At 69.5% G+C, this 14,661-nt stretch carries 13 protein-coding genes, 2 tRNA genes and 1 pseudogene; 13 read left to right on the forward strand and 3 right to left on the reverse strand.

Annotation, left to right across the window (positions count from 1 at the left end; genetic code table 11):
* Nucleotides 1-115: 115 nt before the first annotated feature.
* The gene (locus AB0B63_RS16270; RefSeq protein ID WP_357019077.1) at nucleotides 116-1,147 is read right to left on the reverse strand and encodes a hypothetical protein; all 1,032 of its coding nucleotides are present in this window, start codon (nucleotides 1,145-1,147) and stop codon (nucleotides 116-118) included.
* A gap of 1,104 nt (nucleotides 1,148-2,251) precedes the next feature.
* Here AB0B63_RS16270 and AB0B63_RS16275 point away from each other — a divergent pair.
* The 4 genes from AB0B63_RS16275 to AB0B63_RS16290 all read left to right on the forward strand — a co-directional run bounded on the left by AB0B63_RS16275 (nucleotide 2,252) and on the right by AB0B63_RS16290 (nucleotide 4,782).
* Nucleotides 2,252-2,342, forward strand: a tRNA-Ser gene (locus tag AB0B63_RS16275).
* A 35-nt stretch (nucleotides 2,343-2,377) separates the two neighbouring features.
* Nucleotides 2,378-2,450, forward strand: a tRNA-Arg gene (locus tag AB0B63_RS16280).
* A gap of 296 nt (nucleotides 2,451-2,746) precedes the next feature.
* Nucleotides 2,747-4,063: a helix-turn-helix transcriptional regulator gene (locus tag AB0B63_RS16285; RefSeq protein ID WP_357019080.1), complete on the forward strand. Its 1,317-nt coding sequence runs from the start codon at nucleotides 2,747-2,749 to the stop codon at nucleotides 4,061-4,063.
* Between the two features lie 2 nt (nucleotides 4,064-4,065).
* On the forward strand, nucleotides 4,066-4,782 hold the full coding sequence (locus tag AB0B63_RS16290; RefSeq protein ID WP_357019083.1) for a creatininase family protein: 717 nt from the start codon (nucleotides 4,066-4,068) through the stop codon (nucleotides 4,780-4,782).
* 83 nt (nucleotides 4,783-4,865) lie between these two features.
* On the opposite strand, the gene AB0B63_RS16295 is transcribed toward AB0B63_RS16290, so the two are convergent.
* The gene (locus AB0B63_RS16295; protein WP_357019086.1) at nucleotides 4,866-5,204 is read right to left on the reverse strand and encodes a hypothetical protein; all 339 of its coding nucleotides are present in this window, start codon (nucleotides 5,202-5,204) and stop codon (nucleotides 4,866-4,868) included.
* A 1,941-nt stretch (nucleotides 5,205-7,145) separates the two neighbouring features.
* Between AB0B63_RS16295 and AB0B63_RS16300 the strand changes: the two genes are divergently transcribed.
* From AB0B63_RS16300 to AB0B63_RS16340, 9 genes and pseudogenes are all read left to right on the forward strand, one after another.
* Nucleotides 7,146-7,898, forward strand: a complete 753-nt coding sequence (locus AB0B63_RS16300; RefSeq protein WP_357019089.1) for a hypothetical protein — start codon at nucleotides 7,146-7,148, stop codon at nucleotides 7,896-7,898.
* Entirely contained in the window at nucleotides 7,895-8,284 is a 390-nt protein-coding gene (locus AB0B63_RS16305) for a 6-carboxytetrahydropterin synthase (RefSeq protein WP_357019092.1), read from the forward strand. Before AB0B63_RS16300 ends, AB0B63_RS16305 begins: the two co-directional genes overlap by 4 nt.
* Complete coding sequence (locus tag AB0B63_RS16310; protein ID WP_357019095.1) at nucleotides 8,281-9,000, forward strand: 7-carboxy-7-deazaguanine synthase QueE; 720 nt, start codon at nucleotides 8,281-8,283, stop codon at nucleotides 8,998-9,000. Before AB0B63_RS16305 ends, AB0B63_RS16310 begins: the two co-directional genes overlap by 4 nt.
* Nucleotides 8,966-9,920, forward strand: a pseudogene (locus AB0B63_RS16315) (PfkB family carbohydrate kinase). Before AB0B63_RS16310 ends, AB0B63_RS16315 begins: the two are co-directional and overlap by 35 nt.
* Nucleotides 9,921-9,922: 2 nt before the next feature.
* Nucleotides 9,923-10,543: a dTMP kinase gene (tmk, locus tag AB0B63_RS16320; RefSeq protein ID WP_357019098.1), complete on the forward strand. Its 621-nt coding sequence runs from the start codon at nucleotides 9,923-9,925 to the stop codon at nucleotides 10,541-10,543.
* Nucleotides 10,540-11,925, forward strand: a complete 1,386-nt coding sequence (locus tag AB0B63_RS16325; RefSeq protein ID WP_357019101.1) for an FAD-dependent protein — start codon at nucleotides 10,540-10,542, stop codon at nucleotides 11,923-11,925. The genes tmk and AB0B63_RS16325 overlap by 4 nt, the downstream gene beginning before the upstream one ends.
* Nucleotides 11,922-12,866, forward strand: coding sequence for a hypothetical protein (locus AB0B63_RS16330; protein WP_357019104.1), 945 nt, complete (start codon nucleotides 11,922-11,924; stop codon nucleotides 12,864-12,866). Before AB0B63_RS16325 ends, AB0B63_RS16330 begins: the two co-directional genes overlap by 4 nt.
* Nucleotides 12,863-13,717, forward strand: coding sequence for a hypothetical protein (locus tag AB0B63_RS16335; RefSeq protein WP_357019107.1), 855 nt, complete (start codon nucleotides 12,863-12,865; stop codon nucleotides 13,715-13,717). The genes AB0B63_RS16330 and AB0B63_RS16335 overlap by 4 nt, the downstream gene beginning before the upstream one ends.
* On the forward strand, nucleotides 13,708-14,106 hold the full coding sequence (locus AB0B63_RS16340; RefSeq protein WP_357019110.1) for a hypothetical protein: 399 nt from the start codon (nucleotides 13,708-13,710) through the stop codon (nucleotides 14,104-14,106). Before AB0B63_RS16335 ends, AB0B63_RS16340 begins: the two co-directional genes overlap by 10 nt.
* A gap of 5 nt (nucleotides 14,107-14,111) precedes the next feature.
* Here the strand turns inward: AB0B63_RS16340 and AB0B63_RS16345 are convergent, their stop codons facing one another.
* Nucleotides 14,112-14,594, reverse strand: a complete 483-nt coding sequence (locus AB0B63_RS16345) for an NUDIX hydrolase (protein WP_357019113.1) — start codon at nucleotides 14,592-14,594, stop codon at nucleotides 14,112-14,114.
* Nucleotides 14,595-14,661: the final 67 nt, after the last annotated feature.

Raw genomic sequence — 14,661 nt, forward strand, 5'->3', positions numbered from 1 at the left:
CCACTGCACGCGCCGCCCTCCTGCCGCCGCGCCGCTCCGCTGTCGATGTTCCCGCGGTGGTCACTGAAGTGCCGCGGAGACCGCCGACGGTGGGCGGGTTCGGTGGGGGCCGGCCCTACCGGCCGACCCGGGCCGGCCGGTAGAAGGCCACCGCCCGGGCAGCGAGCCGTTCGGTTGCCGCCGCGTCACCCGCCGCCGTCGCCAGTACCGCCGCCCCCGGCAGCAGCCGGGCCGCCAGCCGGAGCGCAGCCCAGCCCCCGGCCTGCGCGGCCAGCGGCGCCGCCAACCGCCAGGCCGCCTCCGCCGCACGCGGCCACGGCCCTTCACCGGGCCCGTCCGCCGCCCGCGCCGAGTCCAACGCGGCACGGGCGCTGTCCGCGTCCGGGTGCACCCGGGTCAGCACCAGCAACTCCACCGCCCGGTCCGGGTGGAGCGGGTCCCGCCCGTAGGCCGCCGCCACGTGCAGCACCAGCGCGGACTGCGTCCAGAGCATCGCCGCCAGCTCCGCCACCGGCGCGAACAGCCCGGCCACCGCCGCCGTCGCCCCACCCACCCCGGCCCACCTGACGAACCGCCGGGTGGCCAGCCGGGCCAGCCCGTCCGGACCGGCATCCGGGTACGCCTCCCGCAGCCCGCGCGCCCACGTCTGCGCGCGCGGCCCGATCCCCTCGACCGCCGCCAGGGCCAGCAGCTCCGGGGCGAATCCCGGGTGGGCCAGCAGCCGGGCCCGGAGCACCGCCAGCTCGACCCGCCCCGATGGCACGCCGTCCGGGTCCGCTGCCGCCCCGGCAGGTGCGCCGGTGGCGTCGGGCTGTGGGGGCACGGCTCGTGGGCCGTGCTCCGCCAGGTCGGCGGTGGCCGGCGCGGCGGTGGCCGGCGCGGGGGCGGTCGGCGCGGTGCCGAGTTCCGATCCGGCGGGCGGACGCTGCCCGTTCGCCAGGTCGGGCCCTGCTGCCGGGTGCTGCCCGATGATCGGGTCGGGTTCCCCGGTGGGGTTGGTGGTCGCCGCCGGGGCGGGTTCCGGCGGTGCCGGTTTCTTCGGTGGGGTCGCCCGCTTGCGGGGCGCAGCCCGGCGGGTGGTCGGGCCGGCCTCCTCCGCCGGCCCCGCCTTCCGGGGGGTCCGCTTCCGTGGCGGCGTGCCCGGCACCACCGGCGTGGTCGTCGTCGGTGTGGCCGCTTGTGAAGCCGTGGACTTCTGTGCCGGTCTGGCCGTCTTCGGTGGCGGAACCGGTGCCTGTGGAGCGGCTGTTTCTGTCGGCGTGCTCGTCTCCGCCGAGACAGCTGACTCCGGCGCCTCCGCCGACACACTCGTCTTCGGCGTCTTCCTCGTCTTCGGCTTCTCCGCCGAGGCAGCGGTCTCCGCCGGTGGATCGGGGGTGCCGGGGACTGCGGCGGGCCCCTCGGCCGGGTCGGGCCGTAGTTCTCGCCGGGGTGGGGAGGTGGTGCTGCCGGCGGCCGCCCCCGCCGTCCGGCTGCGGGCGGTGCGTCGCGCGGCAGGCGACCCGGGGGTCGCGGCGGATGCCGGCGCGCTGCCCGCGGCGGGGGCGGCGTCGCGTACCGGCCTCTCGTCCCCTCCGCGCTGCGCGGGTGCGGTCGGCGGACCGCCCGCCGCGCTGGTCGGCCCGTCTGCTGGCGGACCGACGGCCGTGCTGGTCGGCTTGTCTGCCGGCGGACCGTCGGCCGTGCTGGTCGGCTCGTCTGCTGGGGGACCGTCGGCCGTGCTGGTCGGCTCGTCTGCCGCCGGACCGCCCGCCGTGCTGGTCGGCTCGTCTGCCGGCGGACCGTCGGCCGCGCGGCGTGGTCGGGCGGCAGGCGGCGGCGATGGTACGGGCGACCCGTCGGCGGGGGGTTGGAACAGCACGGCCGGTGCCGCCTTCGTGGGGCGACTCCGCTTCGGCCGGGGCGTCGCCTCGTCATCGGAAGGTTGTTGCTGCCGGGGCGGTACGGGCGGCGGCGTGAAGGTCGCCTCCGGCGAGCGGCGAGGCGCCCGGTCGCTGGTGGGGCGACGGGGCGGGTCGCTCGGCGGCTGCTCCTGCATGGGACAGGAGCGTAGTCGCGAACGTGACCTGGCACACGCGGGAATACGCGTGCGGGGCGGTGTCGTGGGAGGGCGGCCGCCGCCCCGCATCCACCTTCGGGCTGATCCCCGGGCACGATCCCCAGCAGGGCTTGCGGTCGGTCGGGATAGTCGCTTTGCCCCGGGTGGGGGCGGACCTGTATCCTCGTCCGCGGTGGTCCGCAGGGTCACCGAGGAGACTTCGCCTAGTCTGGTCTATGGCGCCGCACTGCTAATGCGGTTGGGGTCTTAAAGCCCCTCCCGGGTTCGAATCCCGGAGTCTCCGCGCAAAACCGGTTGTGTAGACTGGTCGAGCACCGGGCGCCCGTAGCTCAATGGATAGAGCATCTGACTACGGATCAGAAGGTTAGGGGTTCGAGTCCCTTCGGGCGCACAAGATCATGAGGGGTCTGACCTGCCGAAATGGCGGTCAGGCCCCTTTGTGTTTCTGTCCCTTGTGGTCGGTTGGGTGCTCGGTGGGTGCTCGTGCGACGAGCATCCCTCACGTCCGGCCCTGTCTGGTGGCGTCCCGTTGGGTGCGAGGGCGTGTTCGTGTCGGTGAGCCTGTGCGGTGGGGTGAATGGGCAACGGTGAAGACTCGCTTGGTGGGGTGGAGTTCGGTTACGGTGGCTTCGCTCTGCGTCAGTTGTCTTTCGTGCTGACGGCGTACGTCGTGGGGGTCGGGTTGTCGTGATCGATCCGCAGCGGGTCCGAGAGGTGAAGCGGGCTCTCGGCGTGAGGCTTGCGGAGTGTCGTCGTGCGTTGGGTGTGACGCAGGCGGATGTGGCGGCGCGGGTGCACAGCACTCGGAGCACCGTTGCCGGGGTCGAGTGCGGCAGCCAGGTGGCGGATCGGGTGTTCTGGCAGCGTTGTGATGAAGCGCTGCGTGCCGGTGGTGAGTTGCTTGCCGGCTATGACGAGTACCGGCGGCTCAAGCAGCGTCATGACGAGGAGAAGGCCGAGGCTGGGCAACGTGCACGGTGGGGTGAGGTCGCCCGTGTGCAGGTGCCAGGGTCCGGTGGGAGTTCGACCGGCGCAGACCACGAGTCACGTAGTGACGCCCGGGTCGCATCACCCAGCGTGGGATATGCCCCGGCCGGTGTGGACCCGGTGTTGGCTCTGCACTGGATCGAGATGCTCCGGCTCCTGTCGGTTTCCCACAACATGTTCGGGCCTCGGCAGATCTACGAGATCGTCTGTCGGGAGTCGTCTGTCATCCGCCGGTACCGGCACGACGCGACCGCAGACGTTGAGCCTGGCTTCTTGGCGGTGGAGGCCAGGTGGGCGGAGTTCGGTTCATGGGCCGCCGACAACCTTGGGAACGTCACGGCCGCGTCGCACTGGCTCGATCGAGCTTTGGGACTGGCGCACCGGGCCGCGGACAAGCGGATGGCCGCGTATGTGTTGATGAGGCAGGCGCAGCAGGCTGCGGATCGTCTCGATGGAGATCAGGCCGCAGCGCTCGCCGCCACTGCTGAGTCCCTCGTGCCGCTCACGGATCGCGACCGGGCTCTGTGTCTGATCCGCCAAGCCCAGGGACACGCACTTCAAGGCGATCAGACACGCTCACTGGCGGCGATCAACGCCGCGCACCGGCTGGTCGACCGTGCGGCAGAAGTCGGTGAGGACGATCCGGACACCATCGGCCGCCACTGCACCCTCGCCTACCTTCGAGCCTATGAGGGTTACTGTCTGCTACGCCTCGGCCTGGTCGGTCCGGCGGCGCGGACGCTGAAGGACATCCTGGAGGGGTGGCCCGCCGACTACCGCCAGGACGAGGCACTGACCCGTGCCTGGCTCGCCTTGGCCTACGCCGCTGCCGGCCAACTGACCGAGGCGAGCGCAGAGGGAAGTCACGCACTCACTCTGACTGCCACCACGAACTCCGCCCGCGCGATGCGCCCGCTGCATCAGTTGCATGCGCGCCTCGCCGGGCAAACGGCGTCCGGCGAGGCGGTCACGTTCAACAGCGCCTTCTCCCTCGTCGCTTCCACGGTCAAACTGTGATCATGGACTTGATCACCACCGCCACGACCACTGACGAGGCCAACCGCCGCGCGGATGTCGCGGTGCTGCCGGTGGGCAGTTTCGAGCAGCACGGCGATCACCTGCCCCTGCTGACGGACACGATCATCGCCTGCGCCGTCGCGAAGGCCGCAGCAACCGCCTACGACCTGATGCTCCTACCACCCGTGCCCATCAGCTGCTCGCAGGAACACACCGGCTGGCCCGGCTCGGTGAGCATCCGCTCATCCACCCTGGCCCGCATCATCACCGACGTCGCCGCATCGTTACGCGGGGCAGGAGTCGGCCGGCTGATCGTGGTCAACGGCCATGGCGGGAACTACATCCTGGCCAACGTCGTGCAGGAAGCCAACGTCGAGGGGCGCCGCATGGCGTTGTTCCCGAGACGGGAGGACTGGGAAACCGCCCGCCGGGAGGCCGGACTAGCCAGTAGCAGCCACGACGACATGCACGCCGGGGAGATCGAAACCTCCCTCCTGCTGCACCTGTGCCCGGAAGTCGTACGCGACACCTATCGGACCGCAGACCACCGTGCGGAGCGTCCGGACCTACTCGTTCTGGGCATGCGCGCCTACACCGACACCGGAGTCATCGGCGAACCATCCCTCGCCACAGCAGCCAAGGGGGAGGTGGTCCTCGCCAGCCTCATCGGCTCCTTCGCAGACGCCCTTGCGGTGCTTCGAGGCGGCACCGTTGACTGAGACTGCGGGCGACACCCGCTCCATTGACGAACTGCATCACCGTTGGATGTGGCTGCACATCGTTGACCGACCGAGGATTATCCCTATCCGGCGTTAGTCGCATCGTGGGACACGAAGGCGGGCCGGCCGAAGTCGAAGCCATTCAAGCCGTAGGCGCGAGTCAGGTGCCGTTCGATACTTAGGTCGTGCTCCTCGGCTTCGGTGAGCGTTACGGTTTGCCGGAATCCGTCGGCAAGATCCGGATTGGCGGCTTCGAGCCTCGCGCAAAGTTCGTGTCCGAGCATGTATGCCACAAGGTCGATGACATGTCCGCGTGCGGTGTGACGACGTACCAAATCGTCGGGTTCGGTGGAGAGTTGTACGAGGAAGTCCCGCGCGCCCTCCCATCGGGCTTTCAGGCTGACGTGAGAGAACTCGCCCAATGCCTTGCCGATGGTCCGTGCTCGTCCCCACCCCGCAGCGTCGATCCATCGCGCTGGACTTGACAATGCTGGTGCTCCTTCTACCCGTCGAGCCCGAGTGGGCTTCGTGCGCCATGCTCGCGCCCGGCATGTCTGTTCGAGGAGTGTCCGTACGCAGGCGAGAGAGACATCGGTGTCTTCGAGCCATAGAGGCCACGCTGCGGATAGGGCTGCGGAAGCAGTTGCTAGGGCCTCGGCCTCTGGCCCGGTCGACCAGTCTGACAGTATTGCGGAGCACTCCGCAATAGCCATGTAGCGGAAGATCTTAGCGTTAAGATTATCAGGGTTGAATTCGTCGCCCAGCATCTCAAGCTCGTATTCGAAGGCCAGCCTGGCGCGTTGATGCGCCCGGGCGCGCCTCTCGAGCAAAGCCTCCTGAGCAAGCCTTAGGTTGCGTCCGGACAAGATGTGCGGGTCAAATCTATCCCGAACGCATACCCGATATGCCTGCCCCCTATTTATTAGGCGCTGCGCGGTTGTCGAGGTGGCGAACGCATAGTCGATCGGTTGCAGGAGCGTATACACCGGGTCTGGTAAATCGGGGCTAGCCTTTAACCGGGAACATGTCCGCAAAAGGGGTTGTAGCCGGGTTATGTGACGTTGCTCCGCGAGCACTTCTGCGCAGCCCGATACTTGGTGAGCAATAAGGTGCAGCGCCTCCCCGATCCTCTCGCATACGGCGACGGTCGTGGCTGACAATTGCTCGTTCGTTCGGGAGTGCTCGCCAAAGTGGATATCGCTCGCCAGGCACTGAAGGATTCGACCTCTCCCGTGAAGGAAGTCGGAAAGCTCCGCCCACAGTCGGCCAGCGTCGGGGTGGTTATCGTCGTATACCGACCAGACCCTGGTAAAAAACTTCGCCGTTGCTTCTCCGTCTTGAGGTTCGATCCCGTGGTGGTGCGCGACGTTGATCGTCCATCTTTCGAGTTGGTGACGTGTGATGGCGGTTGCAGCGATCAGGTTTCCTGTCCGAAGATGCCGGCAGGCCTCAGCGATCCCATCGGCTCCCCACTGAATTTGGTCGATCCACCGGCGGCGTCCCTGTAGGTCTGGACTCAGCGACCACGAAGCGCTCAGAGCTGCCGCTGCACCGTCGATGGCGGGAACATGAAGAAGCGCGGACCATGCGGAGGAGGAGAGGCGCTCGTGCCTACGCTGAGCGTGGTCCCGGCGGCGTTCCACCCGGCCCATGAGCAGCGGAGCCCAAAGCTCCGGGCCACGTTGGCTGTAAGCACGGGTCAAGCTGGCGGGGTCCAGTCTGAGTCTTTGGACTTTTTGCTTGGCGCGGTCCATGCTGCGCCGCTGCTGTCGCTGAAGTCTTATTGACAGCGGCGGAAAGGGCTTCGCAGAGCGGGCGGTCACGCATCAGAGTGTCCCCGCACGCTTGGCGGATGTCACGTGGATTGACCTCATAGTGCGGTGACCGCGTACGTTCCAGGCTGCTGGGGACATTCGTTCGGCCCGCCGACGGCTGACCAATCCGGTTTGGGCGAGCGATGGTCGCGCCCGCCTCGGCCGGCAGAACGCGCTGCGATGCTTCAGGAGGTGGTCCCGGTTCAGCCGGATCCGCGTGGTCAGTTCCAGGCGTAGCCGACAGTTGGCTAAACCGCACCGCCGCAGCCATCGGTCCGGCATCTGCTCGATGTGCCGAGCTCGTCGGACCTGACACGTCGGGCCGTGTCGAAGGTTCGTGTCGAGGGTGTTCGACATACGGCATTCAGCTTCTACTGGGTTTGGCATAGGGCGGTGGGTGGCAGCGCCAGTAGCCAGTAGGAGGTGCCAGTGGCCTCAGGAGGCGCGTCCGGCCGCAGCGTGCATCCGACGGACGGTGCTCGCGACGGCGCGCGCCAACCCGCATCGAAAGCTGGGGCGAAATCTCCTTGAACGAAGGGGCCGTGGGTCATGGGCTTGGTTCACGCATCTACCGGCGGAGGGGCCGTCGGATCCTGCGGGCTGTTCGTGTGCCTTGAGGGAATCGATGGGGCTGGCAAGACAACCGCCGTTGGTCCTGTTGTCGAGGCGTTGGGCGGCCGTGGGATTTCGGCCGTCGTGTTCGACAAGAAGATCACGCGGTTCGGCTCGGCCTACGTGCGCCGTCATGCCGGTGAGTTGCGGGCGTTGATCTGGGGTCACCCTGCGGATGACCCGTACCTCGAGTTGGGTGACATGCACTGGGTGTACTTGCAGGCGGCCTGGTACTCGGCTGCGGCGCACTGTGTGGTCCGGCCTCTGCTGGAAGCAGGGCAGGTCGTGGTGACGGACACCTGGACATACAAGTTCCTAGCGAAGCTGGCGATGCGTCCAAACGTCGACCTTCGGGCGGCGGCCGCGGTGTTCGATGGGCTGCCGCAGCCTGATCTTGTCGTCCGTCTCGACCTCGATCCGGTGACAGCGGCGGATCGTAAGACGACCTTCGGCATCAGCGAGGCGGGCAACACTGAGGGCAATGTGGCGTTGACCCGGGAGGCGTTCATCGGCTACCAGCGTCGCTTGGCTGAAGTGCTCGACGCGTGGACTCTCCAAGACGGGTGGATGCCGCTGGATGTCAATGGCATGTCGCCGCAGGATGTCGGCGCGGCGGTCGCCGAGTTGGCCGTGGCCAGGCTCGGTGAGCGGCGTCCGGGGTCGGCGTCTGTTGCCACGACTGGCCGGTGATCGGCGTGTGGCGCATCGGGAAGCGGTTCTCATTCGACGCATCGCACCGTCTGTCGGGCCTGCCCGAGGGACACAAGTGCGGTCGGTTGCACGGGCACACCTACACCGTCGAGGTGGTGCTGGAAGGCGACTCGCTCGCCGGGCCGGGCTTCGTGACCGACTTCGGTGACCTGGCCCCGTTCAGCCACTATCTCCGCGATCAGCTTGATCATCGGCACCTCAACGATGTCCTGGTCGATGTCGAGCCCACCAGTGAGCGGCTGGCGTGCCATCTCGCGCAGTGGTTCAAGGAACATCTGGCTGAATCTCTGGGTGGCCGGCTGGCGGTGGTTCGGGTGTCCGAGACTCCCAGCAGTTGGGCCGAGTACGTCCTGGACCTGACGTGACCACCTCGCTGCCCCCGCTGGTGTCAGACGGGCGGCTGCTGGTGGCGGAGGTGTTCGGCCCGACGTTCCAGGGTGAGGGCCCCTCTGCCGGGCAGCAGGCGATGTTCGTCCGCCTTTCCCGGTGCAATCTGCGTTGTCCCGGCTGCGACACCCCCTACACGTGGGACACCCGCCGTTACGACCTGCGCGAACATTCTGTCGTCACGTCGGTTGACGCTGTCGCGGCGCAGGTTCTCGCCTCGTCGCCACGGTTGGTGGTGATCACGGGTGGGGAGCCACTGCTGCAACAGAAGAATCTGACCGCCTTGGCAGACCGGCTGGCAGCGGCTGGGCGTCAGGTGGAGATCGAGACCAACGGCACGATCGCTCCGAGCCCAGCGTTGACCACGGTGGTGGCACGGTTCAACGTCTCACCGAAGCTGCCGTCGTTCGCCGCCACCGGTGACCGGCCTGTCAACGGCGAGGCGTTGGCCGCGTTCGTGGCGACGGGACGTGCGGTGTTCAAGTTCGTGGTGTCCGGGCCGGGGGACTTTGACGAGATCGCTGGTCTCGTTGAGCGGTACGGGTTGGCGCCGGTGTGGGTGATGCCGGAGGGCACCCGTTCCGGGCTGCTCGTGGCGGACCTTCGCGCGCTGGCGGACGAGACGCTGCGGCGTGGTTGGAATTTGACGGGTCGGCTGCATGTCCTGCTGTGGGAGGACGCTCGTGGACGCTGACCTTGTCGCACCCAGGTTGGTGGTGGTCGGCGGTGTCTCCGTGGACCGGATCAGCACCCCGCAGCGCTGCGGGGTGCAGGTTCTCGGTGGTGGTGGGCTGTACGCGGCGCTGGCGGCGGCGACCCGCACCACCGTCGGCCTCGTGGGGCTCTGCAGCGACCACCCGCTGACGGCTGGCCGGCCGTGGCGGCCTGCGGTCGACGATGCCGGTTTGGTCACCCTGCCTGGCAGACACCTCACCTTCGACATCAGCTACGACCAGCATGGCCAGGCCACCTACCGCACCGACGATGCCGGCGACGAACGTCACCTGCACCCCGGACAGGTGCCGCCGCGGTACCTGACCGCCGCCGGATTCCACCTGTGCGCCCTGGGTGACCCAGTCGCCCAGCTGCGATACGCGACCGCGTTGCGCGCGATGGCCGGCACCGGGCAGGCCCGGATCAGCGCCGGTACGTTCCTGGCCCGGATCGTCGCCGACCGCCGATCGGTGCGGCGGATGCTCGACGCCTGCGACGTGTTGGTGTGCTCGGTGCCGGAAGCCATGGCGCTTGCCGATGTTGGACGGCTGGTGGACGCGTTGGCGTGGCTGACCCGATCGGTCGGCGGATCGAAGCGGTCTGTGGTGGTGACCGACGCGGATCAGGGCTGCTACGTCGTGGCCGGCGAGGCTATCCATCGGGTCCCGACGTTTCCTCGCCCGGCCGTGGATCCCACCGGCGGGCGAGGCGTTCGCCGGGGCGTTGGCGGCGTGTCTGGTCGAAGGCGACGAGTTGGTGACCGCAGCTCGGTACGCGTGCGCGGTCGCGTCCCTGGTGGTGGAGGACTTCGGGCCGGCGGCGCTGCTGCAGCCCGACCGGCAGGTGCTGGAGACGCGGGTCGCCGCGATGCGGCGGGCCGTCGTCGAGGTAGGGAGCTGACGGTGGGGCTGTTCATAGCGGTGGAGGGCATCGACCACAGCGGCAAGACGACCCTCGTCGAGAGCCTGTGCCAGGCGTTGACCCGGCAGGGTGTCGCTGTGGGGCGGCACAAGGAGCCCACCGGTGCGCCGATCGGGAGGCTGCTGCGAGGCCTCGCGGTCGAGGAGCCGGCGTGCCCGCTAGCGCTGGCGTTGCTGTCGGCCGCCGACCGGCACCACCAGCAGCCCACGTTGCGGGCTCTGCTGCGCGAGGCGCGGGTCGTGATCGCCGACCGGTACTACCTGTCCGGGCTGGCGTACCACCACGCCGACGGCATCGACCCTGCCTTCTACGCCGCCTGCGCCGCCGGTGTACGGATGCCGGATATGTACCTGTACCTCGACGTCCCGGTGCCGGTGGCGGCGGCCCGTGTCAGCCGGGCGCCGGACAGCCGGTGGGAGACGCCGGAGTTCACCGGCCGCCTACCTGATGCCTATCGCACCTGCCTGCGCCTGTTGCGTGACCAGCACGCCGATGTCGTCGTTCTTGATGCCCAGCAGTCTGCATCCGACGTCCTGGCCGCCGCGTTGGCGGCGATCGAGGACCGGTTGTCCGCCCCCACGTCGACGAGGAATGCCGCATGAGAAGCCTGCGCTGCACCGCCCTGATTCTCGGTTCCGGCCCGGCGGGCCTGTTCGCCGCCGACGCTCTGCTCCGCGCCGGGGTGACCGATGTCGTGATCGCCGAGCGGGGCCGGACGATGGCGGGGCGGGTCTGCCCGCCGGGCCCCGGCTGCGAGTGCCGCACCTGCCCCGTCCTGGAAGGCGAGGGCGGAGCCGGATCGTTCTCCGACGGGAAGATCACCCTGTCGGCGGTCCGCGGCACGCACTCCCAACCCCTGTTCACCGAGGTCCAGGCGGAGCAGCTCGACGTCATCGCTGCGGCGGTCCGCCGCAACGTCAGCGACACCGTCGACTACGCGCCGGTGCCGGAGCTGTCCGCGCTGGCCGGGCACGAGAGCCGGCTGCGGGGTGAGTCGTACCCGCTGCTGCACGTGGGCTCCGACGGCATCCGCGAGTTCGGCCGCCGGTTCAGCGCCGAACTTCAGGACCGCGGCGTACGCCTTCTTGCCGGCGTCGACGCCACGAAGCTGCGCATCGGCGACGGCCGCGTCCGGGGAGTCGTCGGCCGGGACCGTTCCGGACCGCTCACCATCGACGCCGAGGTGGTCGTCGCCGCGGTGGGCATGGTCGGCACCCCGTGGTTGGAGCAGCAGCTCACCGCCGCCGGCGTCAGGCTGGAGACCGGTCCGGCGGACATCGGCATCCGCCTGGAGACCTCGGCCGCCGCGCTGGACCCGCTGATCGCCCAGTTCTACGACTTCAAGGCCCACCACACCAGCCCCGGCGGAATCAACGTGCGCAGCTTCTGCGTCAACGGGCACGGCTACATCGTCAACGAATTCCACCGCCCCCTGAACATCCGCGGCGTCAACGGCCACTCGTTCCTGCACCAGCGCAGTGGCCTGTCGAACCTGGCGATCCTGGCCACCGTCACCGAGGCGTTCACGCCCGACCCGAAGGCGTACGTCCGGGACACCGCCCGCGCCATCACTGCCGCCACCGGCGGCTACCCGGTCCGGCAACCCCTCGCCGCGTTCCTGCCCGACGTGGCCAGCGGGCAGCCGCTCGGCGTGACCGCGTCGAACCCGAAGACCCGCCCCGGTGACCTGCGGGCGGTGCTGCCCCGGCCGTTGGCCGACGCCTTCGCCAGCTACATCACCGCACTCGGGGCCGCGCTGCCGCCGGTGCTCGCCCCGGACACCGTGCTGTACGCGCCGGAGATCAAGTACTACAACTACCGCGTCCCCATCGACCCCGGCACCTGGCGCAGCCGCGACATCACCGGCCTGCACGTGGTGGGCAACGCTGCCGGTTATACCGCCAGCCTCTCCGCCGCCGCGCTGAGCGGGCTGATCGCCGGGCAGGCCATCGCCGACCACGTCTCCGCGACGATCTCGCGATGAGCGCCACCGCCGTCGAGTTCGACCTGCCGTTCGCCACGCCACCGGACCTGGACGCCACCATGGACATCCAGATTCCCGCCCTGGCCTGGCAGGCCGACCCGGCCGGCGGCTACCGCCGGGTATTGCATCTGGGCGGCGAGCCGATTGTCGTCACCGTTCGCGAAGGCGACAGCGGCCTGCACATCACTGCCAGCCACCCGCACGACGAGTTGCCGGATCTGCTGCGTCGGATGTTCCCGGTCCAGGTCGCCGACCTCAATCTCGGCACCCACCCTGTCTGGGGCCAGTTGCAGGACCGGTACGCCGGGGTGATCGTCATGTGGGCGCCGCCGTTCGAGGCATTGGTCGTCACCGTGTTGTCGCAGAACCGCACCGGCGAGATCGTCCGCCGCGTCTACCCCACCCTCGACCAGCTCTGCGGCGGCCTGACGCCGCAGAGCCTGGCCGCCCTCGACCGCGAGACGCTGCGCGTGGCCATCCGCTCCGCCGGGCCGTACAAGGCGGACCGGCTGAGCGCCCTCGCCGCGATGATCGCCGACGGTGGCCTCTCCCGGTTCGAGCAGCGCATCATGCACGGACCGCCCGCCGAAGCGCTCGCCTACCTCGAAAGCCTGCCCGGCGTGGCGCACAAGACCGCCGCCTGTGTGCTCGTGTTCTCCGCCCGTACCACCACGACCATGCCGGTCGACGTGCACCTGTTCCGCGTCGCCGACCGGCTCGGCCTGGCCACCCACGCCGGCAAACTCACCCCCACCGTCCGCGACGCCGTGATCGGCCAGCTCCTCACCCACAGCGCCGACGTCGCGCTGGCCCACTTCGTGTTCCTGCTCGTGGGCCGAACCACCTGCACCGCCGCAACGCCCGCCTGTACCGCCTGCTTCCTACGCCGCGACTGCCGCTACGCCGGCAGCCACCACCCGGACGAGGAGAAACGATCATGATCGACATCGCGGTCATCGCCAGCACCCCACACCTCGCCAGCCTGTCCACCGCCGGCAGCATCGACATGGCGCTGACCCATCTCGTACTCACCCAACCTGCCCAAGCCGCCCACTTCGCCGCACGCTCCCGTGCCGGAGTCCGGGTCGTGCTCGACAACAGCGCCTACGAACTGGAAGACAGCACCGGTCAGGGCATGTCCGCCGAATCCGTCCTCGGCGCGGCGCACCTGATCAACCCGGCCGTCGTCATCTGCCACGACGTCCTCTACGACGGCCCCGCCACCGTCGCAGCCACCCGCCGGTTCCTCACGCAAGCCGCCGACTTGGCCGAACCCGGCCAGTTCACGTACATGGCCGTGCCCCAGGGTCGTAGCCGCCGCGAGTGGCTCGACTGCCACGCCCAACTCGCCGCACTGCCCGGCGTCGGCATGATCGGACTGAGCAAACTGTCGGTACCGCGCTGCTTCGCCGGCCCAGTCGCCGAGGCCCGCCTCGACTGCCTGGCCGCCCTCACCGACAGCGGCACCCCACCACTACCGGTGCACCTGCTCGGCGGCGACCGGTCCCTGATCTGGGAACTACGCCAGCACCACGACCGCGGCTACGACGCTTTCATCACCGGCATCGACTCGTCATTTGCCTTCTGGTACGCCGCCCACGACCTGCCCGCCGACGCCGACACCGGCCGGGCCGAGCGCCAGGCCCCGGACAAGCCGAACCTGCACGACCACGCCCTCGACCCGGCACGGCTCGCCGCCGCCCACCGGCACGTCACCCTGCTACGCCAAGCGGCCGGCCTCACCCCCCTGCCCGCCGAGACGCCGACCGAACAGGAGGCGGCATGGCGCTGACCCGCCACATCCACGTCACCGCGCAGGTCGAAGGCGTACATCGGTGGCCCGACGCCGGCCCACCCGACACCTACCTCACCGCGTCCCACCGACACCTGTTCGTCGCATCCGTCGAGATCTCCGTGCAGCACGGCGACCGCGAGCTGGAGATCAACGCCGTCGCCCGCTGGCTCGCCACCGTCCTGGCCTCGTTCGCTGATCCGCCCGACCCGCCGGACGGGCCGCTGAACTTCGGTGCCCAGAGCTGCGAGCACCTCGCCGAACGACTCGTCGCGGCGATCACCGACCGGTACGGCACACACCGGCGGGTGCGGTGCACCGTGGCCGAGGACGGCATCCTCGGCGGTGGTGTCCAGTGGAACCCCGACCCGGCAGGGGTCGGCCGGTGAGCCCTTCAGACCAGGGCAACCGCATCGGTGGTCAGGTGTCCGCACATGAGAATCCCGTCGCGGCGCAGCCCTTCCTCGATGTCCCGCGCCGCGTAGCGTCCGACGCCGGCGTCGTTGAGGATCCGCATCACCGTCGGGTGCGGCCGCACCTCGTCCACGGACGCCTGGACGACCCCATCGACGTGATGTCCGCCGGCCGCCACCCGCGTCGCGGTGCCAGCGCGGAACGCGAACATCACGAAGTGGTACGAGCCGTCTCCGGCGCGGATCTCGTACACCCCCGTCGGCGTCAGCTCGCCGACCTCGAAGCCGGCCTCCTCCACCGTCTCCCGGCTGGCCGCGTCCTGTGCGGACTCGCCGAACTCAACCTTGCCGCCCGGCAGCAGCAACCACCCCGCGTACGGGCCACGCTGCTGCCGCACGAACACCACCTCGCCCGAGGCGGTGGGAACGACCGCCAACGCGGCGATAGTCGGCTTCGCGGTCACGATCACCCATCCCCAATGAAGGCCAACGACGCCCGCACCTCGCCTCGACGTTCAGGACCGGGCGAAA

Source organism: Micromonospora sp. NPDC049081, assembly GCF_040648835.1.
Taxonomy (GTDB): domain Bacteria; phylum Actinomycetota; class Actinomycetes; order Mycobacteriales; family Micromonosporaceae; genus Micromonospora; species Micromonospora antibiotica.